The organism is Gammaproteobacteria bacterium (assembly GCA_034522055.1).
Lineage (GTDB): Bacteria > Pseudomonadota > Gammaproteobacteria > JAABTG01 > JAABTG01 > JAABTG01.
In genome coordinates, this window is record JAXHLS010000002.1 from 2,835,144 (window position 1) to 2,861,666 (window position 26,523).

21 protein-coding genes, 1 pseudogene and 1 riboswitch are annotated in these 26,523 nt (G+C 62.8%); of the genes and pseudogenes, 8 read left to right on the top strand and 14 right to left on the bottom strand.

Annotated features, from left to right (window positions below):
- The first annotated feature begins 609 nt into the window (after positions 1 to 609).
- Positions 610 to 1,110 (top strand): heme-binding protein, encoded by a 501-nt coding sequence (locus tag U5S82_13665; GenBank protein ID MDZ7752677.1) that lies wholly within the window; start codon positions 610 to 612, stop codon positions 1,108 to 1,110.
- 651 nt (positions 1,111 to 1,761) lie between these two features.
- Here the strand turns inward: U5S82_13665 and U5S82_13670 are convergent.
- The 8 genes from U5S82_13670 to U5S82_13705 all read right to left on the bottom strand — a co-directional run bounded on the left by U5S82_13670 (position 1,762) and on the right by U5S82_13705 (position 11,291).
- Positions 1,762 to 2,940 carry a hypothetical protein gene (locus U5S82_13670; GenBank protein MDZ7752678.1) on the bottom strand — a complete coding sequence of 393 codons (1,179 nt, stop codon included), beginning with the start codon at positions 2,938 to 2,940 and terminating at the stop codon, positions 1,762 to 1,764.
- Positions 2,941 to 2,949: 9 nt separating this feature from the next.
- Complete coding sequence (locus U5S82_13675; protein MDZ7752679.1) at positions 2,950 to 3,387, bottom strand: hypothetical protein; 438 nt, start codon at positions 3,385 to 3,387, stop codon at positions 2,950 to 2,952.
- A 343-nt stretch (positions 3,388 to 3,730) separates the two neighbouring features.
- Positions 3,731 to 4,474, bottom strand: a complete 744-nt coding sequence (locus U5S82_13680; protein MDZ7752680.1) for a hypothetical protein — start codon at positions 4,472 to 4,474, stop codon at positions 3,731 to 3,733.
- 111 nt (positions 4,475 to 4,585) lie between these two features.
- Positions 4,586 to 5,638, bottom strand: a complete 1,053-nt coding sequence (locus U5S82_13685) for a hypothetical protein (protein ID MDZ7752681.1) — start codon at positions 5,636 to 5,638, stop codon at positions 4,586 to 4,588.
- 11 nt (positions 5,639 to 5,649) lie between these two features.
- Complete coding sequence (locus U5S82_13690; GenBank protein ID MDZ7752682.1) at positions 5,650 to 5,874, bottom strand: hypothetical protein; 225 nt, start codon at positions 5,872 to 5,874, stop codon at positions 5,650 to 5,652.
- 150 nt (positions 5,875 to 6,024) lie between these two features.
- Positions 6,025 to 6,103, bottom strand: a riboswitch (SAM riboswitch).
- A gap of 294 nt (positions 6,104 to 6,397) precedes the next feature.
- Positions 6,398 to 8,278, bottom strand: a complete 1,881-nt coding sequence (locus U5S82_13695; GenBank protein MDZ7752683.1) for a 3'-5' exonuclease — start codon at positions 8,276 to 8,278, stop codon at positions 6,398 to 6,400.
- 49 nt (positions 8,279 to 8,327) lie between these two features.
- Positions 8,328 to 10,400 carry a 3'-5' exonuclease gene (locus U5S82_13700; protein ID MDZ7752684.1) on the bottom strand — a complete coding sequence of 691 codons (2,073 nt, stop codon included), beginning with the start codon at positions 10,398 to 10,400 and terminating at the stop codon, positions 8,328 to 8,330.
- Between the two features lie 537 nt (positions 10,401 to 10,937).
- On the bottom strand, positions 10,938 to 11,291 hold the full coding sequence (locus tag U5S82_13705; protein MDZ7752685.1) for a hypothetical protein: 354 nt from the start codon (positions 11,289 to 11,291) through the stop codon (positions 10,938 to 10,940).
- A 132-nt stretch (positions 11,292 to 11,423) separates the two neighbouring features.
- Here U5S82_13705 and U5S82_13710 point away from each other — a divergent pair, with 132 nt between their 5' ends.
- The 3 genes and pseudogenes from U5S82_13710 (at position 11,424) to U5S82_13720 (ending at position 14,120) form a co-directional block, all read left to right on the top strand.
- Positions 11,424 to 12,113, top strand: a complete 690-nt coding sequence (locus U5S82_13710) for a DNA methylase (GenBank protein MDZ7752686.1) — start codon at positions 11,424 to 11,426, stop codon at positions 12,111 to 12,113.
- A 56-nt stretch (positions 12,114 to 12,169) separates the two neighbouring features.
- Positions 12,170 to 13,569 (top strand): annotated as a pseudogene (locus U5S82_13715) (transposase).
- A gap of 155 nt (positions 13,570 to 13,724) precedes the next feature.
- The gene (locus U5S82_13720; protein ID MDZ7752687.1) at positions 13,725 to 14,120 is read left to right on the top strand and encodes a hypothetical protein; all 396 of its coding nucleotides are present in this window, start codon (positions 13,725 to 13,727) and stop codon (positions 14,118 to 14,120) included.
- Between the two features lie 308 nt (positions 14,121 to 14,428).
- On the opposite strand, the gene U5S82_13725 is transcribed toward U5S82_13720, so the two are convergent.
- The 5 genes from U5S82_13725 to U5S82_13745 all read right to left on the bottom strand — a co-directional run bounded on the left by U5S82_13725 (position 14,429) and on the right by U5S82_13745 (position 20,691).
- Positions 14,429 to 15,622: an integrase arm-type DNA-binding domain-containing protein gene (locus U5S82_13725; protein MDZ7752688.1), complete on the bottom strand. Its 1,194-nt coding sequence runs from the start codon at positions 15,620 to 15,622 to the stop codon at positions 14,429 to 14,431.
- Positions 15,623 to 15,919: 297 nt separating this feature from the next.
- Positions 15,920 to 16,198 (bottom strand): XRE family transcriptional regulator, encoded by a 279-nt coding sequence (locus U5S82_13730; protein ID MDZ7752689.1) that lies wholly within the window; start codon positions 16,196 to 16,198, stop codon positions 15,920 to 15,922.
- Positions 16,199 to 16,214: 16 nt separating this feature from the next.
- Positions 16,215 to 16,523, bottom strand: coding sequence for a type II toxin-antitoxin system RelE/ParE family toxin (locus U5S82_13735; GenBank protein ID MDZ7752690.1), 309 nt, complete (start codon positions 16,521 to 16,523; stop codon positions 16,215 to 16,217).
- Between the two features lie 645 nt (positions 16,524 to 17,168).
- A complete protein-coding gene (locus tag U5S82_13740; GenBank protein ID MDZ7752691.1) occupies positions 17,169 to 19,016 on the bottom strand; it encodes a helicase-associated domain-containing protein in 1,848 nt (615 codons plus the stop codon).
- A 268-nt stretch (positions 19,017 to 19,284) separates the two neighbouring features.
- Positions 19,285 to 20,691 (bottom strand): hypothetical protein, encoded by a 1,407-nt coding sequence (locus U5S82_13745; GenBank protein ID MDZ7752692.1) that lies wholly within the window; start codon positions 20,689 to 20,691, stop codon positions 19,285 to 19,287.
- Positions 20,692 to 21,194: 503 nt separating this feature from the next.
- Between U5S82_13745 and U5S82_13750 the strand changes: the two genes are divergently transcribed.
- From U5S82_13750 to folP, 4 genes are all read left to right on the top strand, one after another.
- Positions 21,195 to 21,317 carry a hypothetical protein gene (locus U5S82_13750; GenBank protein ID MDZ7752693.1) on the top strand — a complete coding sequence of 41 codons (123 nt, stop codon included), beginning with the start codon at positions 21,195 to 21,197 and terminating at the stop codon, positions 21,315 to 21,317.
- A gap of 215 nt (positions 21,318 to 21,532) precedes the next feature.
- Positions 21,533 to 22,000, top strand: coding sequence for a hemerythrin domain-containing protein (locus tag U5S82_13755; protein MDZ7752694.1), 468 nt, complete (start codon positions 21,533 to 21,535; stop codon positions 21,998 to 22,000).
- 27 nt (positions 22,001 to 22,027) lie between these two features.
- Positions 22,028 to 22,456 (top strand): rhodanese-like domain-containing protein, encoded by a 429-nt coding sequence (locus U5S82_13760; GenBank protein MDZ7752695.1) that lies wholly within the window; start codon positions 22,028 to 22,030, stop codon positions 22,454 to 22,456.
- 176 nt (positions 22,457 to 22,632) lie between these two features.
- Positions 22,633 to 23,475, top strand: a complete 843-nt coding sequence (gene folP / locus U5S82_13765) for a dihydropteroate synthase (GenBank protein ID MDZ7752696.1) — start codon at positions 22,633 to 22,635, stop codon at positions 23,473 to 23,475.
- Positions 23,476 to 23,509: 34 nt separating this feature from the next.
- Here the strand turns inward: folP and U5S82_13770 are convergent, their stop codons facing one another.
- A complete protein-coding gene (locus U5S82_13770) occupies positions 23,510 to 26,476 on the bottom strand; it encodes an AsmA family protein (GenBank protein ID MDZ7752697.1) in 2,967 nt (988 codons plus the stop codon).
- Positions 26,477 to 26,523: the final 47 nt, after the last annotated feature.

A 26,523-nucleotide genomic window follows, 5' to 3' on the forward strand; every position in this document is an offset into this window, starting at 1 on the left:
TATAAAGTGCTGCAGCGCTCAAACCGCGGGCTCGTCCAACACCAGGATAAGATCGCGGCTACGCGCGATCTATCCTTATTCGTTAGCCATCTACACCCCATCACGGAGCTGCTGGCCGCGCAGTTGGGATTCGGCGTCATACTCGCCAATAACCGCGTCAACGTACGCAGCCACCAGTGCAGGGCCTGACAGGGTCCCTGTCCCGAACGCGACGCGGCCTGTCGCGCGATGATCTCGGGTACGGCCTGGCCCAATCTTGCCGGCAGCAGGAAGTCCATTCATCGAGCGCCCGTGCCCACCTCAATGCGCCGGTGCGGCCGGCCTTCTGCCGCGCCCATCGCAAGAGCGCCCACCCGTCGGCAGCCGACGAGACCTTCCGACCGGCCATGGGGCTTCCGGTGATAGCGCCCGCGACCGCCAGGCGTCCCATCGCCTGTTTGACTTGCTTACGGAAAGGCCGTGGTCTATAGATCCCATGGATCGCGACGCGGTCCATGGGATCTTCGTCTTCGGCCAATATCTGCGCCAAAAAGAAAACCGTTTGGCACAGATCGTTGCGATGCGCTCCATATCAGGAACCGTACAGTCCTCGACCATCTGGAGATTACGATGAAAACCACTTTCAAGGCCCTTTTCGTCGGTTCAGCGTTGGCGCTGACCGTGAATCCCGTACAGGCTACCGATGGCACCTTCAACACCCCGACGCTCCTCCCCGAGGTCGCTGTCAAGGCCGTGCAGGCAGCCGTGGATGCCTGTCGCGATCGCGAGGCGCAGGTCACGGCAGTCGTCGTCGATCGCAACGGCACCACTCAGGCGCTGAAGCGCGATCGCTTTGCCGGGCCGCACTCGATCGATACCGCCACCAGCAAGGCGTGGACTGCCGTCAGTTTCCGCACCGATACCTTGGAGTTGCGCGATATGACGCAACCCGGCGAACCTGGCTACGGTATCCAGCACCTGCCCGGAGTCAGCATCCTCGGCGGTGGCAAGAAGATCATGGCCGCAGGCCGCATCGTGGGCGGCATCGGGATCTCCGGCGCCCCCAGCGGCACGATCGACGACGAGTGCGCCGCAGCCGGCATCGAGGCGATCCGCGACGACCTGCTGTAACGCCGACGCCGGGCCCTTCCGTTGGGTTGGGCCCGGCTCTCCGACGGCGTCGAACCCGCCGCCGCGGTCTTGGAGACTCGACCAATCAAAACGGAGCAGGTTTCCGAACCCGCCATAAAGTGGGGAAACACTGGAATTATAGGGGTGAAATGCCGCAAGACCACGGTTTTTCACCCACAGGATTCCGCGAAGAGCCTCCTGGACGAATCTCGGCCACCAACGGTAGGCGAACTCTTCCTCTCCAGGAAGTCGCGCCGGGGCCAACTGGCCCGCCACGTCAGCGCGAAGATCCGGCTCGGGTACTATTTCGACAGGGAGTTGCCCCAATCCCAGCCGGCACACCCCGCAAGTGGGTAAATAGAGGACAGACCACGGTTTCTCCTGTCTCGGCTGTCCACCGTTGCTCGAAGGTACTTCCCCTTTTGGTCCTGACTCCCAGCCGGATGCTTTCAGCCGTGCGCACCTGAACGCCCGCGTCTGGGCCTTCGCCGCACCCGGGCACCGGTCCGGTTATGCATTAATCGTACAAAAACCGTGGTCTGTTCCCGGTTGCGCCTGGGGAGTCAAAAAGGTATCCCGGCATTCTCTTCCAATCCTGCGGACCGTTTGCCGCCCGCGGTGTTAGTGACTTTGCCATTTCCTCAAACCTCCTCATGGTCGTGTTTGTTCCCGAGAATCGGGTTCCGTCGGGTCGACTGGGTCGTTCAACTTCTCCGCAATCCACTCCATCGTCTCCTTAAGGATAGCCATTACACCAGGCTCCGCGAGCCCCTCGAGTCTCAGAATGGGGTAGCGGTCGAGGTTGCTGGTATCCAGCCCGGGATAAATTTCGAGAAACCGCTCGGCCACTGCCCGCCTTTCCTCCACTGACTGGAAGGGTGGAAACGTCTTGAGTAATCCAAACTGGATATTCCCAGCCAAGCCGTCATCGGCGACCGCAACATAGAGCGCGGCGCAGCGCGCCTCCCCGGCGTGGACGTCGAAGCTGATGGTCGGCGTGGTAGCACCCCGACCAAAGCGGAGGGTGATACGTGGATGCACCTCGGCCCAGTCCAGCACCTCGGTGGCGATACTCACCTGGTCGGGGCGGCGCTTGGTCAGAACCTCCAGCAGGCTCTCCCGGTCCCATGCCCTCCCCCGCGGCCGCGGCTTCTTCTTGGCCTCCGCCTGGGCCGTCCTGCCCACCACTCGCGGCACCAGCGTGCGGATCTCATTTCCGGAGAAGTGCTGCAGCTCCACCGCGAGCACCTCCGCGGGTGACATCTGGTTGTTCAGAAACTCCACGATGACCTGGAGGTTGTCCGGCACCCGGTCAGCAACGATGAGCAGGCGAACCTTGCCCGCACGGAGATTGGTCCAGACACGGTCCCAGAAGGCCTCAGCCGACTCTTTCTCGCCGAGGAACTCAGCAAGGACCCTGTCCGGGTCGTCCCCTCCAGCACTTGCCGTCTCTGCGAACGCATCGGAGAGCGTAGCTTCCGGCCAGTAGGCAGTGGCGTTGGCGGCATACTCGAGGATCTGGCCTACGACCTCGCGTCGTACGCGGGTGTCCGTGCCGCGCTTGACCTCGACGAAGGTGGGTATCCCTTCCTGGTCCACGAAGAGATGGTCGACGGACCACCGGTCGCCGCCCTCTCCGCTGTCGGCGATACCCGCCTCACGGGCGACGAGCAGCCACTTGCAGGGCTTGTCCGGCGAGATCTGGTCGCCGGGGAGGAGGTCGGGGTACCGCTCGAGGAGGGCCTGGAAGTCATCCTCAGAAGCGAACGGGGCCTGGGTCAGGCGCTGCAGGCCGGTCGGGGAGACCACGTAGATGCTATTGGAGTTCATGGGTAAGATTCAGTTCGTCGGAATGAACCGCCCGGTCCGGGTGTTGACGACACCACCAGCCACCCCCTGATAGAAGGTGCCGGTCGCCGGGTCGGTGTAACCGGAACCGGTACGGGGCATGATCTTACCAGTATGAGGGTCGTGCAGATTCTGTGGTGCTGCCGGCTGGCTCATGGATGGCTTGGCGCTCTTCGTTGGGCCAACCACGAGAGGGGTGCCGCACAGCGCGTGCATCGCCTCCCGCTTCGCCCTGATACGTCCTGGATCGCGCTTGAGTGAGCGCTGCTGGAGATCATAGCTCCTCACCGCCTGCTCGCAGGCCAGGGACTTCGCAGGTGGTGAGGTGGGCGAGGTGGACTTTGCTCTCGTGCCGACCTTGTAGCGTTCCACAGCTTCCCGTCGCTCAATGGCCGCGGACTCCCGGCGTAGCCCGGAGTTATCAATCACGTTGGGGCGCACATCGACGGACTCGGAGGCTGCCGCTGTCGGGCAGGGTCTGTCTGAGAAGGTCAGGGCGCCATCAGGGCCCTGACACTTGAAGACCGCTCCGCTAACCGGCGTGGCAAGCATGACAAGCGCGACTGCGCCATAACGAATCACTGTTATCTCCCTGGGCGCCAAGCGCCCTCCTTGATGTATCCCGACATATCGGCCCGCTCGAGCGTAGCTTGAACGGCGGCGCTTAACTCATGTTATCCGTGGGTCATGCATGTCAGATCGCCTCGCTGGGGCAGCCCGAATAGGGATCAATTCCCTATTAAGATCTAATAGAGAATTGCAACCAATTCTTTTACCCGAGCCCCCTCTTCACTCGCCTCAGCAGCCGTGCGCACTGGTGCCAGTTCTCGATGGCCTCCTCAGGCGTGCGCCCGCCCACCTCAAGACGCAGCGAGGTGTCGGCGCAGCAGTGCGGTTGAAGCCCATAACCGACGCGGCGCGTAACCTGGTAGACGGTGAACAGCGTGCTGTTGTCCTCGCGCTCCCAGGGTGCCACTCCCTGTTCCTTCTCCCGGCGAGTCGGCCTGTCCCTGCCCCTCCGGGAGAGGGGCCAGTCCACGTTCCAGCCCATAAACGGCACCACCTCCTGCACCGACAGGGAGTAGCCGACCAGGACGCCCCATAACCGCTCCTCGGTCAGCACACGCATGGCCCCCGCCAATGAATTGCGGTAGTACTCCTCGAAGGTATCGGGGCCGACCCCACCGTTTTCCGACACCTCGAACCGGATGGACAAGGTCGCGGGCAAATCCAGCCAGGACGCCGGCAGGCCCGGGAGAAAATCCCGGACCGAACGGTACGACTTGAACGGCGCGCTGCAGAGGATGTCCTCCACGGACTCCTCCTTCCCCGCGAAGCACACCCTGAACAGAATGCTGGAGATGGCCCCCGGCTGGTGCTTCGGTGGGTCAAGCAGCAGGAGCAGCACCTCCGGCTGTGGATAATCGCCCTCCTCTACACCGCTTGGTGTGGCGGCCAAGCCCCAGACGCGGCCGTCCTGGGACTGCCCCAGCCAGTAATCAAGTTCAGTGTCCACGGGGACATCGGAAGGTGGTATGGCGAACCGCCAATCTCCAAGCGACGTCCCGAGCCCATGGATATCCGATTCTGGAAACATGATTTCCATTGCGTTCCTCCTTGTAGAAAGTCAAATCCCGATGATGCAGATCCACTCTTCGTCTTCGTACATCTCCCGTAGCCCGGCGGCCAGGTCGCGGTACATCCGGGCCACGGCCGAGCCCTCCTCCAGCGCCCCTGCCGCGGCCTCCCAGTCGGCCGCCACGCGCAGGCCCAGGACCTTGGGCAGGTTGTTGTCCGTGTTGTACTCGTCGTAGCTCCGCAGGTGCCGCCTCACGGCGAAGTCGGCAATGTGAAAGTCCTCCTCGGCGACGTAAAGGGCGCTCTCGTGCCAGTAGGTCCCGTCTCCGCGCCCGGGGCGAAGTTCCATGAAGCAGGTACTGGCAAACGCGGCGGTGCCCTTGAAGACTCGGTATCTTCCGGCGCCCGGGAGGGGCGTGACGTTGTCCGCCACGCTGCGCTCCCGGTCCGGCCGGGGCCCGGGTTGGCGCGGGTCCCGGGTGACAGCCTCAACCAGCTCGGGTCCCCACACCCGGGATGCCCAAGCCAGCGCCTGGACCTCATCGACGGTGCCGGCTGCCCAGAACGCCTCCCATGGCTGATCCTTCACCCGGACCGTCCACCACTCGACCAGTAGGGCCTCGGCCGCCTCGGGGGCCGGCCGGTCCGCCGGCATGGCGGCCACCGCTCGGTCACTGTACCCGTACCAGAAGCCCCCCTCGTGGGAGGCCACCAGGACGTACTGTTCGTACTCCGGCAGGTAGCCCAGGGTGTAGCCCTCCAGCGAGGGATTGGGACCGCTGTCATGCCAACGCACCGCCAACAGGAACTGCGAGACCACTGGCGACGGGCGCATCCGTTCCACACGTCTCTCGTATGGCACCACCGCCTGCACCTGGTCCACCACCGGCGCGAGAACGAGGCGGGCGACGGCGTTGCTGATGCTCAAGTCATCGAACCTCCACTCCAGCGGATTCTCCTCGCCACCCAGCAGGTCGCTCCGACGCTCGGTCCGAGAGAAAAGGTGCAACCCGAGGTCGATGTCCGCGGCCCCCGGCGGGCGCGCCACCTCCAGGTAATCGCTGATGATGGCGTGGTCGATGACATCGAATTGACTGGACATGGCTTTCTCTCTCACGCGCTCACCATCGCCACGTCGCATGAGGTCTCCTCCTCATCGAAGTCCGGCCGGCGCAACTGGTGGGGCTCACAGCGGAACATCGGCCCGCCCAACACATGGACCCAGTACTCCGCGCCGTGGTCAAGGAGCGCTATAACGTGGGCGTGGACGCCGTCGTAACGGAAGTAATGGTCGGGGTATTGGAGGATGACGAGGTCACCGACGGCAAACTCAGGCATGGTTCGACTCCTTGGACTCCCCGGTCAGATACCCGCGCAAGCGGGCCCGGGGGAGAAGTCGGACCGCTGACGCTTTAGCAAGTACTTGTTATCCCGCCCCTGCAAGCTGTCGCTTCAAATCGGCGGCACAAAAAAACCCGTTCGGCGCAGCCAGAACGGGTGTCTTCCGCTTTAGCTGCATTTATAAAGCGCCCGCAAGCTGTCGGCTCAAATCGGCGCTGATAGGAATGTTAGCAAGGTGGGGTCAGGGAAACAAGAGACGGCGTTCACAATCTGGTTCACGCTGGAAGCTCTTCAAGAACTGTTCGGGCTTCACGCCATTGCTCGCGCGAGAGCTATACGCTCAAGGTGATGTCAATCTCCGGCTTTGAAGTCTCCCTTGGGCTGAAGCAGGCACAAACGCAGGAATACGAAGCTCCCTACAAACAGTACTTTATTGGGCTGTTGGCCACCTGGCATTTGTGTTCGTTTAGGCCGTTTGAGCGGGTTGGTGCACCAGATGGCTGTATCCCTGAGCAATGCCTCAAGTGGGATTCGTAACCTCCGCCTTCGGTGCCGCCCCGGGCTCCTCGGCGTTCACCAGCTGCCGCAGAAACTCCGTTTCCCTGTGGCTGGTAACCAGCAGCTTGTCCATGGCGCGGGTCATCGCCACGTAGAGGAGCTTGGCCTCTACCGCCGCGTCCTCTCCCTCATCCGACATGTAGCCGACACCCGCCACGGCCACGAGCGGGAACTCCAGGCCCTTGCTGCTGTGCATGGTCATCAGCTTCACGTCCTCCTGCCGCGGACGAAAGCGCTTCCTGTCCTGTGAGGAGCCCAGCCACTGGACGGGCACCCCGGCCTTGGCCAGGGCCTCTGACAGTACCTTGCCCATCCAGGTCTTGCGGTAGGTGATGCACATGGACGACCAGGGTAAGTCCTGCTCGTCACGAATACGGCGGAACAGACTGGCGATATAGCGGGCCTCGGCCTCGAAGCTCTCGAATACCCTGACCACAGGCGCGGGGCCGTGGCGACCCGCGGACTCCGGGGTGACCAGCGGAACATGGTCGTCGTCGGCATCCCCAGGGTTGAGGTAGCGACAGGCGAAGTGGTAGGCGAAACGCAGTATCTCCTCGGTGTTCCGGTAGTTGAGCTTGAGCACCGTGGTGCGGCCACGGGCGTGGATGCCTACGCTGGACAGGCTGAAGTCCAGGCGTGACCGTTTCGAGTAGATGGACTGGGCGTCGTCGTACAGGAGCAGCAACGAGTTGGTCTCAGGGTCCACCATCCCGGTGGCGAGCTTCAGCCAGTCGGGCTCGAAGTCATGGCCTTCGTCGATGAGAACCGCGCCGTACTGCCCGCTCGGAATGGCGCCGCGCTCCACCGCCGCGATAACACGCTGGACCAGCTCTTCCACGTAGTCCCCTCGGGGGGCTGGCCGGGCCACGTGATAGGTCCGTAGCTGCGCGCCGCACCAGTCATGAAAGTGATACACGTTGACCCGGTTGGCCACCCCACGCTCGTCCATCAGGTCCCGGAGGCGCGCCGCCAGGGTGATGTTGAAGCAGAGCACCAGGATGGGCTTGTGCATCAGCTTGGCGAGGTAGAGGCAGCGGTAGGCCAGGATCAGTGTCTTGCCCGAACCCGAGACCCCGTGTATCACCCGGTGCCCCTCCCCCAGACTGCGGGAAAGCAGCTCCTGCTGCATGTCCATCACCTTGACGATGTCGGGCACCAGCGCCTCAACGCTCTCGGTGCCGGGCTCGCTGGGAAAGAGGTTGCCCTGCGCGTCCCCGTCGATTCGTACCTCGGGGAACAGGTGCCAACGAATGCGGTCGATCTGAGGCAGCGTGAGTGGCGTCGGGAACTGCACGCTGAACATGTTCCACAAGCGGGTCTGGAACGCCTCGGGATCGACGCTCTCCGTCATCTCATCCCGACAGAGGGTCTGATGCTCGGGCAGCACCTCCCCAAGATCGCTGGACTCGAACTGACGGCGGGTGATGTTGCTCAGTACCACACCATAGCCGTAGGGGAAGGCGAGACGACCTTGATACCGACCCGCCTGGACCACCAGCTGCGGGTCTCTCTCCAGCCGCTGTACGAGAAGGTAGGCGCACTGGCGAACCTGCTGCAGGGGATTACTGACGGTCTTCAGACCGCTGGAGGTGGTGATAGTGGCTGTCGCGGAGTCGATTCGATGTATGGTGTCGAGCTTCCAGTCCTTGACCTCCAGCAACAGCAGGCCGCGGGCGGGATGCAGGATGATGAAATCCGAGTAGCGCTGCCGCTTGCCAACCGGTATCTCGTACCAGCACAGGTAGTCATCCTCGAGGTGGCTGCCCAGACGCCACGCAAAACGCTTCTCGCCAGCCTGCATGCGGCCGACGCAACTGTTGAGCGTGGGTATAAGGGTGGCCATCGCTGATCGTCGCTACCAGTGAAGACAGGCTTAGGCCGTCACCGGCCAGTCAGTAAGTGAGATCGTCAAGGAACTCAGAGGCCGGCTCGACAGCCGTTACCAGGAGCTGATCCCTGGCACGCGTACAGGCAACGTAGAGCAGATGCCGTTCCGTGTCATACACCTCCTCCAGATCCGCATCATCGGCTACGGACTCAATGCGCTCCTGCAGTGGCAGGACCTCATCGTCGCAGGCCATCACTGCGACGGCGCGAAATTCCAGCCCCTTTGCCAAGTGCATCGTGCCGATGGATGCGCGGCTATTGGTGACCGCCAGGCGTTCATCCAGAACGTTGTGGGAAATCCCCGCCCGGGCCACGGCCGCCTTTGCGTGTCCAAGCTGGGCGCCGGAACGAACGAAAACACCAATCTCATGGGGTAATACGCCCTCGGCAACCCGGAGACTCAGCCAGGTGGCGACGGCCTCCTGCTCCTCCTCGCTGCTGTTGAATACTTGAACCGTGGGTTGCGGTCCGTTGAAGACCGACACGGTGTCCCGCCGATTGTCGGTGTTGCCATCTACGTCTGCGACCTCTGGGCCAAGAAGCCGGTCGGCCTGGGCCCTAATCTGGTGGGAGGTGCGGTAGTTCACTCGCAGGGCGTGGGAGCGGCCACGGATCTCCACGCCCAGCGACTTCCATGAAAACGGCGTACGGAAGATGCGCTGTCCGAGGTCACCCGCGAAGAATAAGCCGTTGGCACGCTCCCCGGCCAAGGCCGCAAGGAACCGGAGCTGTTGAACGCCAATGTCCTGTGCCTCGTCGACCACAGCAAAGTCGTACAGGGGGTGGCGGCGGCGGGCCAGGTGCTCGGCCAGCCTGCTGAACATCTTGGCTCGCGTGACCAGTCCCGCCGATTCCAGCCTTTTGGAGACCTGCTCGAACATTGACCAGAGCTCGGCACGCTGCTGCTCGGGAAGACGGGTCTTGCGCCCAAGGCGGCGCACATCGCGGTAGGCCTCCCAGGAAGATAGCTGCCAGGCGTCCACAACGTCCTCCCATTCGCCAAGGAGAAAACGCATGCTGAACCCGGCACCCGACCCTGTGTCGACGGCATCGCGTAGTATCTCAATAATCGTCTCCCGGGTGGCGAGCCTGAGTGCCCCAACCTGTGACGCGTAGAGACGCTCGCCGACCCGGTCTATGGCTTCGACCTCGATACGCTCACTAAGGCGAGGCTCGTGGTCTATCAAACGACGCAGTTTGATCCTGAGCAGGTTGGCCAAGGGACCGGAGAATGTGGTCAGCAGGACCCTGGCGTCAGGAGAGTTCCGAGCGAGATGAACCGCCCGGTGCAGAGCCACGATGGTCTTACCCGTACCTGCAGTTCCCGATACCCGCGCAGGGCCATTGTAGTCCTTCTCCACCATTGCCCGCTGGGCTGGGTGCAGAAAGACGGTCCATTTCTCCCAGGGATAATCAAGCGCCCGGGCCAGCTCGTCGGCATCGGCCATGACACGAAAGCGCCGCCTGGCGTCAGGATGCTCGAAAGGATCAATGGATTGAGTGGGGAAGCCGATCGTTTGCGGCACACTCCCGGTGGCCAGCTCAAGCAACGCCTCCGAGGCCTCGGCTGGGAGATGGTCGGCGAGCGCAAGGAGGCCGTCCTCGTCAACTTGGCGGATGTCCTCCAGCCAATCAGCGGGCACGCCGTAACCGAGGAGATCCTCATCGGAGACGTGGCCGAACAGCGCCGGCTTGGATGCCACCACCTCTTCGCTGGCGACGTACTTGGGTACCTTGATCTCCTCGAAGGTCTCACGTACCTCCACGAGCTGCGCCGCCCCCGTCTTGGGATGGGTCTCCAGACGACGGCGCTCTGCCCACTGGTAGGCCTTGTCATGGTGATCGACGTAGCACAGCAGCAGGCTATCGGGCGCGCGGTGAACGATAACGCGGAGATCCCTGCTGACCCGCACCGACCAGAAGTTCGGATCCCTGGCCCCGCTCAGTTTGTGGAACTTCATCCCCGGGTTGGCGGGGTTCAGCTGGAGATCGAAAGCCGTTGTCTTGACGGCCTTCTGTTCCTCCCCAGCCAACTTGGAAAGGCTGTCGGTAAAGGTGTCTGCAATTCGAAAATTCATCGAACCTTCAGGAATATTTGAGTAGGCAACCGCCCTCCTTCAATCGGCACCGACAGCTCCGCTAAACGAGCACCTTTCTCATCAACGTCTTCTCCCATCAGGTTGAAGGCGCTGGCCCTCCGATCATTTAAGGTGGCTACGCGCCAATATGAAATACCTTGGTCAAGTCGTATGGCTAGAGTCCTTCCCGATGACCATCGTGTATTAAGCAACCGGCTATGTCCCACCTTTGAAGTATCTGCGGCCTCAATCGACGCACTAATACCGACGTAGTCGAACATCGCCTCTGCCGTACGGTCACGCGTACCCATGTTTGGCCAATCAGACCACAACGTCCCCCGCGTTCTGTTGTCTCCCCCAGCCCGTTTATGCGTAGTTAGGATTTTGAACTCATCTACGGACCACCGTCCCAGTCCAATGCGATCCCGCAGGGCGACTATGATTTCCCCCAATAGAGCCAGCGATATTGGAGTGAACAGGTATCGATCCTGATACTCGATGCCGACTAGATCCTCAAGAGTCCCGAGTTCTCGGCGGTTATTGCTCCCCGTACTGACCCTCGAGCTCGTCGAGCCAGTCTTCGGTGAGCGCATCGAGTTCGTCTAGTTGTTCCCGGGAGTAATCTTCCGGGGCGTAGTGCTCGAGCCAGGAGATCAGGAAGCTCGTAATACGCTCACGAGGGAAGTCCGGATACGCCTTCTGTATGCATTCGATGGACTGATCGAAGCTGAGGCGTTGGGCCTCGGGCCAGATGATCTCGCGTCGTCCGGGATCGAGCTGCACGTCGTCCATGAGCGCCCAGAGAGCGTCTGAAACTTCGATGGAGCGTTGGCCCTGGGACGAGCCCATGTAGTCGAGTAGCCCGCCGGCGAAGGGATGCTTCTCACTCATGTCGATAGCATAACACTGGCGGACGTTCGATCATCAGGTACGCAAGGCGCTGCCGCCGAGTCATCGATGTCGTTTGACACCCTAGCTGAATGAAGCTAGTCTGCTGGTCGTCACGGACACGGATCGGCAGCGATGGGCAGCTACTTCGGATCGAAGGCGACGTCGGGTTTGTGCCAGGCGATCATCGCCCTGATGCCGCCCCACGACACCTACATCGAGAGCCACCTCGGCGGCGGGGCGATCATGCAACGCAAGCCGCCGGCGCTCGTCAACATCGGCATCGACCGCAATCGGCGAGCACTCGCGAAGTTCGAATGCCCCTATCCGGTCGAGCTGGTGCATGGTTGCGCGCACCGATTCCTGGCCGAGTATGCGTATCGGGGGCGAGAGCTCATCTACTGCGACCCGCCCTATCTGCAGCCGACCCGCCGCGGCGAGCGCCGATACCGTTTCGACTACGAAGAGCACGACCACGTGGCGTTGCTCGAGCTGCTCAAGCGCCTGCCCTGTCACGTGATCCTCTCCGGCTACCCCTCGGCGCTCTACGACGAGCGGCTGGCCGGGTGGCGCAGCCTCGAGCTTCAGGTGATGAACCAGGCGGGCGTCGTCACCGAGAAGCTGTGGTTCAACTTCAGCGTCGAGCGCCTGCACTGGGCGCGCTATGCGGGCAAGAACTTCACGGACCGCCAACGCATCAAGCGCAAGGCGGTGAGCTGGGCCCGCCGCTACGAGGCCATGCCGCCCGCCGAGCGCCTGGCGGTGCTCTCGGCCGTGATGGCCGTGGAAGTCCAGGAGCCCGAGCCCGGCACGCCTTCTCCATAACCGGCCCCGCGCGGTGGGCCAAATCACCGTTTCATTCACTTCATGGGAGGTGGACGATGTCGCTATGGGAGTCCTGGTGGAAAGCAATCTGGCTGCTGCGTCCGGCGTTCTCGCGCCTGCGCACCTTCCTGTGGTTCGCCACCGCCGTGGCCGGTCTCACCGTGCGAGGCGATCTTTTAGGCGTGACCAGCCTCGTGCGGGCGCTCGCCCTCAAGCCCCGCTTCTACGACAACCTGCTGGATTCGTTCCACAGCCGCGCCATCAAGCTCGAGCGGCTCGCGGCGCTGTGGACCCAGGCCGTGCTGCGGCTCTTTCCCGCGCCGCTGCTCGTCAACGGCCGCCGCGTCATGGTCGGGGACGGGATCAAAGTCCCAAGCGCGGCAAGAAGATGCCCGCCGTGAAGCTATTGCATCAGCAGTCCGACGCCAACACCAAGCCCGAATACATCATGGGACACTCCCTTCAGGCGGTGAGCCTGCTGGTTGAGGCCGACCAAAGCGTCTTCGCTGTCCCCCTCGCCGTGCGCATCCACGAGGGCCTCGTCTTCTCCAATCGCGACCGGCGCACCCTGCTCGACAAGATGCTCGCCCTGATTCAGACCGTGGCGATCACGGAACCCTTCTACTACGTTGCCGATGCCTACTACGCCGCCGGCAAGATGGTTCGCGGCCTCATCGCCGAGGGCAACCATCTCGTCACCCGCGTCCGATCCAATGCCGTCGCTTACACCCCCTATCACCAGCGCGGCCCGAGGAAAAGAGGCCGGCCGAGACGCTACGGGAAGAAGCTCAAGCTCAGGTCACTGCTGAACGACACGAACGACTTCCAATCCGCGCCAAGCCCCGTCTACGGCGAGGACAACGTCACGATTCGGTACCAGGTCCGAGACCTGCTCTGGCGGCCCGCCGGACAGCTCGTGCGCTTCGTCGCCGTCATCCACCCGACCAGAGGCTCTTCCCTGCTGATGTGCACCGACGTCGCCCTGGACGCCGTCGAGATCATTCGCCTCTACGGCCTGCGCTTCAAGATCGAGCACAGCTTCAAGCAGGCCGTCCGACAGATCGGCACCTTCGCCTATCACTTCTGGATGCAGGACATGAAGCCGCTCAAACGCCGCAAGGGCAATCAATACCTGCACCGGGAAACGCGCAGGTATCGCGAGAACGTCAAACGCAAGATCCACGCCTACCACGTCTTCATGCAGGCCGGCGTCGTCGCTCAAGGCTTGCTTCAGTATCTGTCGGTGGTTTTCCCGCAGCTCATCTGGAAATCCTTCGGCTCGTGGCTGCGGACGATCCGACCCGGTATTCCCCCGTCGGAACTCGTCGTCACTCATGCGCTACGCAACACGCTGCCGGAATTTCTCTTGAGTTCCGCCAAAACCCATTCCCTGGCAAAATTCATCACCGAACGGCAGGACACTGAAAGAATCAGCATGTTCCGACTCGCGTCCTGACGAGAAGTCGGGACTCACGAGTTGGAGGGTACGTGCCGCCAAAGGTAAGGAAGCTAATCCGACTCCCGGCGCGGCTTACGGTTCACGCAGCCTCCATTATTTACGGGACTGTTAAAATAGAGCTTTATCGACACAACTTAGCAAGGAGAGAGAGCTTGGATCTTAGAGTAATAGTGGCAGGTGTTGTCGTGGCGTCATTCCTGGCTGGCTGCGCTGGACGAGCAGCGAATCCCGTGATGGTTCATCAGTATGGTGATGACAAAAAGTCTTGTCAGGCTCTTGAATGGGAAATGGCTTTTATACAGGGCGAGATGCAACGGCTAATACCGCAGACTGATAAAACAGGGAAAAACGTCGCTTTGGGCGTGACCGGGGCTTTGTTTATCGTGCCTCTTTTCTTTATGGACCTAAGCCAAGCGGAACAAATGGAGGTTAACGCCTACCGGCAACGATACAATCATCTTCTTATAATTGCCGGTGATAAACAGTGTGGAATTGAAGGTGAACAGCTGCCTGCTTTTGTAAAGGAAGCGCCACGAGATGAAGGATAGACGAAGCGGCTGGGTACGCATACGTTTCCGGACTGCAGACCTTTATGGGCGCTAAGGGTTATACCAGGCTCCTGTAGCGGGGCTGGCGCTCGGTGCATGCCTCGGCATGAAAAGTATCGGAAAGCCGTGTGCGGGATCCCACAGGGTCAGACACGATATTTGCTCACCGTCGGAGTAGCTGCTGAAGACCGATGGCGGGCAGCGTTTCCGTGTTTCGCTTTTCCCAAAAGCGAAAGCGTTTGGGAATGAAAGTATTCTCTCAACGCGCTGGCTACGGAGTTACCCAAGTACAGTGGACGGGGACGCTTTCAAGCGGCCGTGCACCATCCCGCCCACGCCTTCATCAACTCCCGGCGGCGCTCCAAGAGGTCCCCGCGCTGGTAGGCCGCCTCGGTCTTGCTGTCCAGCACGTGGGCCAGCGCCGCCTCGGCGAGTTCCCGGGGGTAGTTGGTGTGCTCGGCGGCCCAGTCGCGGAAGGTGGACCGGAAGCCGTGGACGGTGATGTCGGTGCGTCCCAGGCGGCGCAGGACGCTCGTCAGGGTCATGTTGCTGAGCGGCCTGCCGCGCTTCTGGCCGGGGAAGACGTAGGGCTCCTCTTCAATACGGGGCAGGCCCTCCAGGAGCGTCACGGCATCCTCGGGCAGTGGCACCCGGTGAGGGCGGTTGGCCTTCATGCGCTCGGCCGGGATGGTCCAGACTTTCTGGACGAGGTCGACCTCGTCCCACCGGGCGCCAAGTACCTCGCCTGAGCGGCAAGCGGTCAGGATGGTGAACTCCAGGGCCTGGGTTCCGAGGCCGTCCTGGGTGCGGAGCAGGGCCATGAAGTCGGCCATCTCGGCCCAGGGCAGGGCGGGGAAGTGTTTCACCCGTTTCACCTTGCTTACCTTGGGGAGCAGATGGTCCAGGTGGCCCCGCCAGCGGGCCGGATTGGGGCCCGTGCGCTGCTCCAGGGCGATGGCATAGTCCAGCACCGCCTCGATGCGCTGTCGGACCCGTGAGGCCGTCTCCGGCTTCTCTGTCCAGATGGGATTCAGGACATTGACGACGGCGTCCGTGTCCACCTGGGAGACGTCCAGGTCACCGAGGGTGGGAAAGGCGTAGCGCTCCAGGGTCGAGGTCCACTGGGCGGCGTGCTTGGCGTTGCGCCAGCCGTGCTGCTTTGATTCGATGAGCGCGGTTGCTGCGGCGAGGACGGTGGCCCGCTTCCGTGCCCTGTGCTTTCCTCTGGCCTCCAGGGGGTCAACCTGATCCACCAGGAGGGCCCGCTGCTCTTCGGCCTTCTTGCGGGCCGTGGCGAGGTCGATGGTGGGGTAGGGGCCGAGCCCCATGTCCCGGCGCCTGCCGTTCAACATGTAGCGCAGGGTCCAACTCTTGGTGCCGGAGGGCTGGACCACCAGATAGAGCCCGCGGCCGTCGGCATGATAGCCTCGCTTGGCGGTTTTGACCTTGGCGGCGCTCAGCCAGTAGGCCCCACTCCGCTTGGGGCGTCGTGTCTCTGTCATCCCATCATCCATCCCATCAAAGAGGGTAGGATTGTACCACATCTCATGGGACGGTATGGGACGATGGCGTCAACTAAGCTACTGAAATAGATGGACGATATGGGGCTGGCCCGGACTTTGCTGGAGTCTGCGCGGGCGGACTCCCTCTCCGCCATTTACATAAAACCGGTTCTCTGAAACCGGTTATTTTGCGTCAGGGCCCCGCAATTTCGGGGCCTTTCGGTCGGTTCAGGCGTAACGAGGCGATTAGGCGGGTTTCGCACTGGCGAAACGGCTGCTTGCGGGCGAGAGACAGTGTTATGCCGCCACGCTAATCGAAACGTGCATGCCCAGTCGATGGACCATGTCGACCAGACTGTCCAGACGAAAATCGCTGATCTTCCCTTGCAACAGGGCGCTGACTCGGGGCTGCGTGATGTGCAGCACCTCGGCAGCCTGAGTCTGCGTGAGACCCCGTTCTTTTATCTGTTCAGCGATCTCCATCATCAGCGCAGAGCGTAGCTTCAGGTTTTCCTGTCGTACCGGGTCATCCTCGAGGGCGTCCCAGACGCTGTTGAACTGATCTTGCTCACTCATCGCTTATGCCTCGCAGTCAGAGTTGCGTCAGGGCCTGCTTTGCTGCATCGATATCCTGGTTTCTCGTCTTCTGCGTTTTCTTCTGGAAGGCATGCAGGACATAGACGGAATCTGAAAACTTCGCGATATAGATCACCCGAAACTGACCCTCATGCATGATGCGGATCTCCCGGACGCCTGGTCCGATCAATGGCATCGGCTTCCAATCGGTGGGTTCCAATCCGTGTTGAACACGATCCAACTGATAACCGGCCTCTCGCCTGGCGACTGCCGGGAAGCTGCGGAGCGCCTCGAGGGAGCGGCCACAGAACTGGATGTCCTTCATGTCGGGACTATATCTCTACATGTATATGAATTCAAGTGCGGACAGAAATGGTCACGCTCGGGTGTTGTCCTTTCTCCAGGGCACGTGGGGTCGGACCCGCGTAACGCAATGATATCCCTGGAAAGACAGTCAGCTTCGCGCTCATATCCGAGCTTATCGGGGCCATTATTTCCGAAGAATGGGGCGTCCAGAGTGCCGTGCTTTGGCCGCCTTCAGCGCGAACGGACAATGCCGAGGCCGGAAAGGGGCCTCTAAGCGGCTGGAGAAGGCTGGCCACGCCCTGAAATGCCCTTGGTTCAGGGACTTGTGCTGGTCCGACCCTGTGGGATCCTTGGCTCCGAGGGCTTAGCCTGCTTCAGAGCAGGGAGCGTGACGGGTCGGAAGAACGTCCCCTCGCTAAGGCGCCAAGAACGCCAAGGGAACAGCAATTCTCTTCCAGCCGATTGACGATGGGGGTGACCTCGTGCTTCAGCCCGACAGCCTGCGGGTGGTATCGACCCGGCGCGAGGTAAGGGCGGCGGGTTTGAATGTCGGGATGAATCCCGACCTACATCCGTGCCAAAGGAATGGGCGGTGGGGTGTTGTGTAGGTCGGGCTTCAGCCCGACAGTCTGCTTGAGGGCCATCCGGATAGGCGCCCGTGGGATCAGTCTCCAATGGAACTCGAAGCGGCCTTCCTGGCTGACGCCTTGCGACGAGGCTTTGCGACTTTGACCCCGCCCGAGGCTACTAGATAGCCGACATCGCGCAGAGTGCGCTTGAACGCGGCCTCCGATGAGGCCGGCACGACGAGATGTCGCTCGCCCGCCAGCATGCAATGTTTGCGTGTTCGCGAGTCGTCGGCGATGAGCGCCGCCAAGGCCGGATCGGCGCATTCGACAAGCCGCGCCAGGCCCTGGTCCTGGATCTGGGTGCTGCGGGCCGCCACATCGTCTAGAAGGCGTGCGACGGTATCGGGGATTGCGACGCGACTACGCGCGGTGAGGAACTCCCGGACCTCGTCGATGGGGCGGCCTTCCTCGATCGCGGCAAGCAGTTTGGCTTGATCCAATCGCCAGACGAGATCCGAGACTCGAGTTGCATAGGTGTCGAGCGCGATGCGGTCGCCCTGTTCGAGCTTGGCGCCTACGGCGACGATTTTGAGGTTGGAAAGAACCCGGAGTACCGGGTTTGTTTTCACGGGGGCCGGTTGGTAGGTGCTTTCGGTGCCGAGGCAGTAGGCACCGAGTGGCGTGATGCGGAAGTACATCAGCCCGTCGTAGCGGCTGAAGTAGACGAGTTCGTCCGTGCCCCAGAGGTCACCGTAGTCGGCGCGCGCTCCGGCCGGCGGGATGAGCGCGACATCGATCACCCCGAAAGTCGCCGCGTATTCCAGCAGGAATGCGAGAAGGTAACGGTTATCGAGAATCTGCTCACCGCCTTGGTGACCCAGCGATCCGTAATGCTTTTCGCAGACATATAGGTCCCATGCGTTGCGGGCGACCACGAAGTCGTTGCCCGAGGCGCACATGAAACGGTGGAACTCGTCGGTGGAGATCCAAGAGCCCGCAGGGCACTCGGCCAGAGTATCGGCGATGGCGTCTCGGCGGGACGATGGCGCGGTGAGCCCGCGCTTGCCCTTGCCGGTCTGTCCCTTGACGCACTCGATGCGCGATAGCTCGTCGAGTATCGACGTATCGAACCACTTCGACCAGAGCTTGTGCAGGGTCTCGGCGGCGGGCTCCGAGAGTGCTTTGCGACCGGCCTTGGTGAGCTGTAGCTTCGAGCCCGAGAGCTGCGCGAGCCCTCCGGCTTGCACGATGAGTGGCCAGGCGAAGGCGCGGATCGGCCCGGCGTTCTCATCGTGCCACTTGCTCGTGACCAGGACGACGGGGTAATAGTCGCCGCCTTCCAGGATATTGGTGATGGTCTTGATGGTCGCGGCAGAGGGTCGTCGCGTCTTATCGCTGACGGTAACCTTGCCGGAATCGATGAGGCGCAGCACCGAGAGCAGCTCTCGTTGAGCGGTATATTCGGTCTGGTGAACTGCCAGTGGCACTGCTTCCGTGCCTTTTTCCTTCGTTCTGGTCTCCGAGTTCCACCTGGACCAGGGCAAGTCGTAGGCGGCGGGAACCTCAGACAAGGTCTTGACCTTGGCCGTCTCAGGTTTCGGCACGAAGGCCTTGAGCCGCGCCTTGAGATCGTCGGGCATCACTCCGCCGTAGAAAAAGAACGCCAGGGGAGATGGGGTTCGGCGATAGCCATACCTGTCGGCGACGCCCCAATCGGGGCTGCGGCCGTACTTGGCGGTAAAGCGGTCGGCGAGGAAATGGGGCGAGTTCGAATGGACCACCTCGGCCACTGCCGCGCGTTGCAGGTCGTCGAGGCCCTGCCAGACGGTTTGCAGCCTCTCGCCATCCAGGTGCCGTTTGATCACGGCGGCGATGTCGGCCTTCCTCGTCGGAATCTTCTGGTTGGTATGTTTCGCCAGCCTCTTGAGGTCGTCGGCGTTCATGTGCTCGGAGAGCGCGACCTCGAGCGTAGGGATACTCCCGTCGGAGCAATATCGTTTCATTGCGTCTCCGTTCCGCGCTGTTGATCAAAAAATCCATTATCTCTCACGGAGGCACAGAGGCACAGAGAATCAAGCCGAAAGCGCATTGCTTTCCGTTGGGTATGCGGAACAGAAATCTCTCGCCAAAGCCGCCATTCAGACCCAGGAACTCTGTCTTTCTCCGTGCCTCCGTGAGAGCCTATATTGCAGGCCTGCTTAATACTTTTGTTCATCGAGAACTCCGTTTTTTCACGTCCCAGCGCGCCTTGGCGGATTCGAGGAACGAAGGTTCGTCGCCCGGTCCTATTCCACCAACCAGGCGTTCAAACTCTGGCATGAAGCCGCTCTTGCGGTGGTGGTCGGCGCGAACCTGGCGCACAGTCTTGCTCCATTCTTGTTCGAGCCCGGCACGCTCGAAACAGCGCTTTGCGCGTTCGAAGCTGGAGAGCGCGGCATCGTAGTACTTGCTCTTCTTGGCGTTGACGATGCGCAGCCCCTGGGCCTGCCAGAGCCGGGCCGCCAGATCGGGATGGGGTTTCTCTAACTTCCTGGCCACGGGTTCGGTGGCGTAATGACTAAGGCTTTCCAGGTCATCGTCCTTGCTCTTACGAACAAGTTCGGCGAGCCGGTCCAGTTCCTTGGTCTTGAGGAGCAGTTCCATGATCGAATAGAGGTCGGTACTCATAGCCGCTGCGATGGCCTTCTCGTGCCACTCCTTGCGCTGGCCTTTGGGCACGTACTTCATGAGGTCGTCGTAGGTGTAGGTGCTCGGGTGCTTGCGATAGTCCGACCAGGCAGCGTCGAGTGCCTCGTCACCCCGATCGAGCTTGATCAGAAGCTTGCGCTTGAGCTTGGCGAGATCGTAGCTGGCCATTGAGCTCTGCGGGGTCTGCTTGTCGATCTCGAAGCCGCGTTCCACCCAGGAGAGGGCCTCCTCGGGTTTGCGCTTGGACATGAGCAACTTGGCGATGGTATGGCAATCCTCCACCGTGAGGCCGGTCTCCTCGGCGAGAGCTACGTAGGCCGCGACGTCCTTCTGGGCCGCATAGAGTGTGCGCAGGACCTCGCTCCAATGGTGGCGGAGGTAGTCGGGTCGTTCCCCGGGCTTGTCATCCTTCTTTGCTGTCTGCTGTGCCGCAGCGTCGAAGCGTTCGCGGACCCGCTTCACGAAGGCGGCGAGGTTGGCCTTGTTGAAGACCTTTACCGCGTCCATCTCGAGCTGGTAGCAGAAGCCGTAGTCGTCCTGGTCCATCCAGGTTAGTAAGCGCGAGGCGGTCTCGTCGGCATCGGCTCCATCAGCCTGGCGCGCCGCGATCCAGCCACAGTAAAGATCGGTTACGAACTGGCCGAAGCTGCCGCTGGAGTCGTCCAGCTCCTCGATCTTCAGGTAGCACGCGGCGAGGAAGGTCTCGTACAAGGTGATGGCACGTGCCGGGTCACTGCTGACCAGCTTATCGATCCTGGTGGCGACATCGTCGAGATCAATCACGAATGAGAAGCAGGCGTCATCCGAAATGAAGTCTCCTGGATCGAGCGCCAGTTCGATTTCGTGCTCTATGGGGTCGCCCTTGGGGCGTTGCTTTCGGGGCATCGATTTTGCTCTCTGAATGTTTGGCGCCGTCGCGATGAGCGCCACCGCCGCCAGACGACTCGTGGTCGGGGAGCTTGACCATGAAGCTCCCGTATTCCGGCATTGAACTCGGCGCCAGGGTTTATTGTCGGGCTCGTCCGCGGAATCTGTGGGTAAATGTTGCGCTCACGCCATCCGCCAGCGTTGGGTGTCGGGCTGAAGCCCGACCTACACAACACCCCCACCGCCCATTCCTTTGGCACGGATGCAGGTCGGGATTCATCCCGACATCCGGCGCTATTCCAGGCACCACCGCCCGGTCGAAACCCACCAGCCCGTAGGTCGGTTGCTCCTGGCAACCGACATCCCGCCCGCAACCCGCCGGGGTCCCGTCGGCTGCCAAGAGCAGCCGACCTACAGCACGACCTAAAGGTGCGCCGCCACCGCCGGTTCCCGGGGCACGGATGTAGGTCGGGATTCATCCCGACATTAAACCTCAGGCTGCAGGCCTTTGCACCATTGCAGTTCTTGGACGCGATCTGGCCATGGCGCCTTCGTAAGATATTAAAATGACTGAGAACACCGAGACCGGTCATGTTTCCCGGATGCTGATAGATCAGGGTTGGGATTTCGCTTCGCCGCCGGTCGCGTGGCGTTTGGCGGCGGAATTGATTAACGTAGGCGCTGGTTAACTCTCATGGCGATACGCGCCGCCCAAGATGATGACAGAGGAGCGCGTATCGCCATGTTCGTTCCCTCACCCCATCCCTGTACTCCGGGCATCTTGCCCTTCGTGCTCCGGGCCGCGCCGAGGCGCGTTCAAATCCGTTCCCGACGGATTTGTCCCAGAGGGAGAGGGGGAGTTCGTGCTTCTGGACTTTCACGTTAAATGATGGAGATCCAACCTATGTCCCCGACAGCCACCGATCCCCTCGAACAACTGCGGCGTGAGCATAGCGAGGGCCTCGCGTTTGCGGACAGGCTCGAGGCCATCGCCAGGGAGGGTGATGAGGCCGCGGTGGCCGAGGGCGTGGCGCTGGTAAAGCGATACAACGAGGAGGAGATGGAGCGGCACCTGCAGCATGAGGAGCAGCGCATCATTTCGGTGCTGGTGCGGGAACACGCGAAGCATATGCCCCTGTGTATCCGGCTGGGTCGGGAACATGGCGAGCTGCGTACCCTGGCGGCTGGTATCGGTCTCGCCGACCCGTGCAGGGAGCTGGCCGAGTTTGCCCGCTTGTTGCGGGAGCACACCCGGGCGGAGGATGAGGAGTTGTTGCCCCTGGTGGAGTCCCTGTTCACACCCGAGCAGCAGGCGGCCATCGTGGACTTCGAGCCGTTGCCCTTCCGCCCGCTGCCGGTTGTGCAACCATAGCCCTATAACCCGAGGCGACGCGACGTCATGAGCGAGCACGATATCAAGCCCCTCAGCCCCAAGCAGGCGTGGGGCATCATTCAGCAGGACCCCAGCGCGGTCCTCATCGATATCCGGTCCACCATGGAATACCTGTTCGTCGGTCACCCCACGGGTGCGGTCCATGTGCCCTGGATCGACGAGCCGGAATGGGTGGTGAATCCCCACTTTGCGGCCGAGGTGCGCAAGGTGCTGCTGGGGGGGGGCGCGTGCACGGCCGGTGAGGGCTGTGTGCCAATCATTCTGATCTGCCGCAGTGGCAAGCGCTCCCTGGAGGCCGGCAAGGTGTTGAGGGAGGCGGGGTTGCCAGACGTCTACCACGTGGATGAGGGCTTCGAGGGAGAGCTGGACGAGAACCATCACCGCAGCACTCAGGGGGGCTGGCGTCACGCGGGCCTGCCCTGGGAGCAATGCTGAAGGGGCGTCCGTCTTCGATATGACGGCGGGCACGGCCCCGCCGGCCCGCGGTTGTCGCGGACACGTTGCTCGCGAGGTCTGGGACGTGAGCACCCATGCCGGGCACGTGGCTGGTCTTTGCCGGCAGTCACGGGACTCAGTCACAATAGTGGCTTACCGATACCAGCCACGGGACCATGTTGATCGAAGACGCCATTGCCGCGGGATTCAGTTCCCCCCTCATCATGGGGGTCCTCAATGTCACACCGGACAGCTTCTCCGATGGTGGCCGTTTCACCAGTGAGGCGGTAGCGGTGGAGCAGGGCCTCAGGATGGCGGCGGAGGGGGCGGACATCATCGATGTGGGGGGGGAATCCACGCGGCCGGGTGCGGAGCGGGTGGCTGCGGCGGAGCAGATCCGTCGAGTGGAGGGCATCATCGCCCGGCTGCGTCGGGAGCTGCCCGCCACGTGTTCCATCAGTATCGATACCACCCGCGCCGAGGTGGCGACCCGGGCCATCGAGGCCGGTGCGGACATGGTCAACGACGTGGCGGCGGGGCGGGATGATCCCGCCTTGTTCGAGGTGGTCGCCGCAGCCGAAGTGCCCCTGGTGCTGATGCATATGCAGGGCGATCCGGCCACCATGCAGCAGGCCCCCAGCTACGGTGACGTGGTGGCCGAGGTCCGGGCCTTCCTGCTGGAACGAGCGGCCGCCGCCGAGGCGGTCGGAGTGGCACGGCAGCGCATCATCCTCGATCCCGGGATCGGCTTCGGCAAGAAGGTGGAGCACAACGCGCGTCTCATCGCCCGCCTCCGGGATCTGGTGAGGGCGCCCTATCCGGTGCTGCTGGGTACCAGCCGCAAGTCCTTCCTCGGCAAGGTCACCGGGCGCAATCGCGCGGATGAGCGGATCATCGCCACCGCGGCCACCACGGTGATGGGGGTCCTGGCCGGCGTGAAGCTCTTTCGGGTACACGACGTGGCGGCGAATCGCGACGCCATGGAGGTGGCCCTGGCCATCGTGGCGGCAGACGACTGACGAGCCCGTTGTTACTGCCCGCGCCGTGCGGCGGCTATTTCCCCAACAGGCCCTCCAGCAGACGGTCCTTGAGCTGATCCTCCAGTCGGTCACCCGCCTTGCGTTGCAGTTGCTTTTCCAGCTTGCGCTTTACCGCCTGCCTGGCGCGTTCCTTAAGCAGGCGACCCGGGTCGAGGGAATAGGTGGGTTCGGCGAAGGTGCCTGAGAAGGTGATGGGGATGGTGACATCCCTGAGTTCGCCCACCTCCCTGCCACCCTGGCCCTCGGCGGTGTCCACCAGGGAGGTGTCCAAGCGGTAGTCGAGGCGTCGTGTCACCAGGTTGGCGGTGCCCCGGCCATGGACCCGGAGCAGAGGGGACTTGCCGCTGAGGTCGTCGTTGCGCAGGCGGCCATTGGTGATGCTGAAGCTGCCGGCAAGGGTGGTGAAATCTGTTTCCAGGGATCCACCGGCGGGTAAGGCCTTGCCCCTGACTGCGGCCTCGGCTTGGCGCAGGAGGCGGGCGATATTGACACCCTTGATCGCGCCGTCGCGCAGATCGAAGCCACCCTGGCCGTTGAGGCTGGCCGTCATTTCCACCTCGTCCACACCCGTCGACTCCAGTTCCACTGCCACCGCGCCGGTCCCGGTGATCCGTGCCTCGCCCTGGAGGTCCACGAGCAGCTTGCCCACGTCGATGGTGCGGGCGTCCATGGCGAAGCCCGCCCGCGGGATCTTGCCGGAGGTATCGAGCACGATGCGCTGGGTCACCTCGCCGCCGTACATGCGGGCGGACACGGGCGCGATGCGCAGTACGCCCCGTGCCAGTTCGAGTGCGGCCTCGACGCGGGTGGTGCGTATGCCCTGGACCTTGAGTTCGCCAATGGCGAGGTCTCCGGTGATGGCCACGTCCCGGGGCAGCAGGGGCAGCGCGGCCGCGCCCGCCTCCATGGCCGATGCCGTTTCCCCGTCCTGGCCTGGGATCCTCGGCATGTAGCGGTCCACGTCTAGATGGTCGATATCCAGCCTGAAGTCGGCGCGGGTGGGGGCCCCATAGGTCACGTCGAGGGCGCCGCGGATGCGGCTGTCATCGAGCCGGATATCCAGGGTGTCGACGCCCGCGGATGTGGGGGTGGCGCTGAAGGCGCCCTGGATGCTCAGGGACTTCATGGCCGTGGGATCCGCGAGGAATGGCAGGGTCAGGCCCAGCGCGGGCAACAGCGCATGGGGGTCGAAGGGGTTGGTGACCAGGGCGCCGCTCCATGTGGCACCCTCGCGGATGTGTTCGCCGCGCACCGAAAACTTCGCCTCCATGCCGAGGGCCTGCATGGCGAGCCCTTCCGCGTTCAAGGTCTGGGCCGCCATGTCGGCCTGGAGGTCTCCGGTGAGGGCGACGGCCACGGCCTCGGACAGGGGAGGGGCATCGACATCGGCCCGGGCGCTGAGCCCGGAGAGGGTGACCCGCGGTCCAGCGAGGCCGATGTCCACGTCGCAGGCCAGGCTGCCGGTGGCCTCGAGTTTGCGGGTCGTTTCCAAGAGGTCGAAAGAGGACACGAGTCCTTCCAGGCGCAGTCGTTGCCCTGCGAGTTCCAGCGCGCCTCGCAGGGCGAGGGTGCCGTCGAGGGTCACGGGGATACCCGGGGTGGCCGCGAATGCCAAGTCGGCCTGGATCCGGGGCACCCTCAGGGCGGCCGGCCCGCCATGGATGGGGCCACCGAGGATCGCCTCCATACGCTTCAGGCCAAGGGTGGGCGCGGTAGTGGACACCGCGACCTCGGGCACGTCGAGGACCATCTCGCCACTGTGCAGGTTCGCCTGCAGGGTGCCTTCTCCCATGGTGAACGTCGTCGTGGCAGTGGGACCGCGGGTATCCATGGTGGCCGTCGTGGCGCGTATGGCGAGGCGCGCCTGTCGATTCGTGGCATCGAAATCGAGGTCGCCTTCCAAAGACAATTCCGCGTCCACGATGCGCAGCGATTCCACCGCGAGGCGGCGCAATGCGATGCCGCCATCCCGCAGGGCGAACTGCGCCGCGGCCGGTGCTGCGGTCACCTCGCCCCACAGCCGAAACTCGGTGTTGACGGGTGGCGAGCCAAAAGAACCCTGGCCCGTCAATTCCACGCGCTCCGCCGTAGCCTTGGCGTCTGGAAAATAGCGCCCCTCTCGCAGGTCGAACCCTGCATCGATGCGGTTCAGGCCCAGGGCCGGTGCGCGTCCCGTCACCGCGAGGCTCTGATCCTGCAGGCGCAGCGCCCGGGTATCCTGATTCCAGACCAGGGTGCCGCTGGCCTGGGCTCGCAGCACTGCCGGCACGCCCTGGGGATCCGTCTGGTGCAGCGCGACCCCGAGCGCGTCCACATCGATCCGCAGTTCCGGAGCGCCGGGATGGATCCTCGCGTCGAAGTCGAGGTCCGCCCTGTCCATGGTTGGGATACCGGCGGCCGTGGCCGAGAGGCTTAAACGGATGGGGGAAGATGCCGTTATGACACCCGTGGCGATCCGCGTGTCGCTCAAGGTGATTTGTCGGTCCGTCATGCGATCATCGATGCTAAGGGTGGCATCATCGATGTCGATGCCCGCGAGGGTGTAGGAGAACAGCGATGGGCCGCCTATCGATGCCCCGTCAGCCGTCGCCGGGAGATCCCAGTTGGTGGTGCCGTCGGCGAAGCGCACGATGGAGACCGTGAGGTCATCGAGGGACACGGTGTCTGCCTCGATGCGCTGGCGAAGCAGGGCGAGAAGGCGGATCTTGACGAGTGCCCGGCCGGTATGCGCCAACAGGGTTCCTGACGCGGGGTCCCGCAGGCTGACGTCCCACGCCTCCATGCCGAGCCAGGGGAACAGGCTGAAGGAGAGCCTGCCCCCCAGCACCAGTTCCTTGCCGGTGGCATCGAGGACGGCGTCGGATGCATAGCCCTTGACCTGATCCATGTCCGCCCATAGGGGGATCGTGGCGACGAATGCGCCGGCCATGATCAGCAGCACGAGTATTGTGATCAGTGTTCGGGTGATGAACTTGCCCATCGGTTAATCTCTCATGGGTTCCTGGCGCAATAAGGGGAACGCGAGGG

What these genes read in the sequence shown, in the direction of transcription:
- U5S82_13705 (MDZ7752685.1), bottom strand. Translation starts at nt 11,291, where the DNA reads ATGAGTGAGAAGCATCCCTTCGCCGGCGGGCTACTCGACTACATGGGC.
- U5S82_13695 (MDZ7752683.1), bottom strand. Translation starts at nt 8,278, where the DNA reads ATGGCCACCCTTATACCCACGCTCAACAGTTGCGTCGGCCGCATGCAG.
- U5S82_13665 (MDZ7752677.1), top strand. Translation starts at nt 610, where the DNA reads ATGAAAACCACTTTCAAGGCCCTTTTCGTCGGTTCAGCGTTGGCGCTG.
- folP (MDZ7752696.1), top strand. Translation starts at nt 22,633, where the DNA reads ATGTTGATCGAAGACGCCATTGCCGCGGGATTCAGTTCCCCCCTCATC.
- U5S82_13760 (MDZ7752695.1), top strand. Translation starts at nt 22,028, where the DNA reads ATGAGCGAGCACGATATCAAGCCCCTCAGCCCCAAGCAGGCGTGGGGC.
- U5S82_13750 (MDZ7752693.1), top strand. Translation starts at nt 21,195, where the DNA reads ATGACTGAGAACACCGAGACCGGTCATGTTTCCCGGATGCTGATAGAT.
- U5S82_13725 (MDZ7752688.1), bottom strand. Translation starts at nt 15,622, where the DNA reads ATGACAGAGACACGACGCCCCAAGCGGAGTGGGGCCTACTGGCTGAGC.
- U5S82_13690 (MDZ7752682.1), bottom strand. Translation starts at nt 5,874, where the DNA reads ATGCCTGAGTTTGCCGTCGGTGACCTCGTCATCCTCCAATACCCCGAC.
- U5S82_13730 (MDZ7752689.1), bottom strand. Translation starts at nt 16,198, where the DNA reads ATGAGTGAGCAAGATCAGTTCAACAGCGTCTGGGACGCCCTCGAGGAT.
- U5S82_13755 (MDZ7752694.1), top strand. Translation starts at nt 21,533, where the DNA reads ATGTCCCCGACAGCCACCGATCCCCTCGAACAACTGCGGCGTGAGCAT.
- U5S82_13700 (MDZ7752684.1), bottom strand. Translation starts at nt 10,400, where the DNA reads ATGAATTTTCGAATTGCAGACACCTTTACCGACAGCCTTTCCAAGTTG.
- U5S82_13770 (MDZ7752697.1), bottom strand. Translation starts at nt 26,476, where the DNA reads ATGGGCAAGTTCATCACCCGAACACTGATCACAATACTCGTGCTGCTG.
- U5S82_13710 (MDZ7752686.1), top strand. Translation starts at nt 11,424, where the DNA reads ATGGGCAGCTACTTCGGATCGAAGGCGACGTCGGGTTTGTGCCAGGCG.
- U5S82_13685 (MDZ7752681.1), bottom strand. Translation starts at nt 5,638, where the DNA reads ATGTCCAGTCAATTCGATGTCATCGACCACGCCATCATCAGCGATTAC.
- U5S82_13735 (MDZ7752690.1), bottom strand. Translation starts at nt 16,523, where the DNA reads ATGAAGGACATCCAGTTCTGTGGCCGCTCCCTCGAGGCGCTCCGCAGC.
- U5S82_13740 (MDZ7752691.1), bottom strand. Translation starts at nt 19,016, where the DNA reads ATGAACGCCGACGACCTCAAGAGGCTGGCGAAACATACCAACCAGAAG.
- U5S82_13670 (MDZ7752678.1), bottom strand. Translation starts at nt 2,940, where the DNA reads ATGAACTCCAATAGCATCTACGTGGTCTCCCCGACCGGCCTGCAGCGC.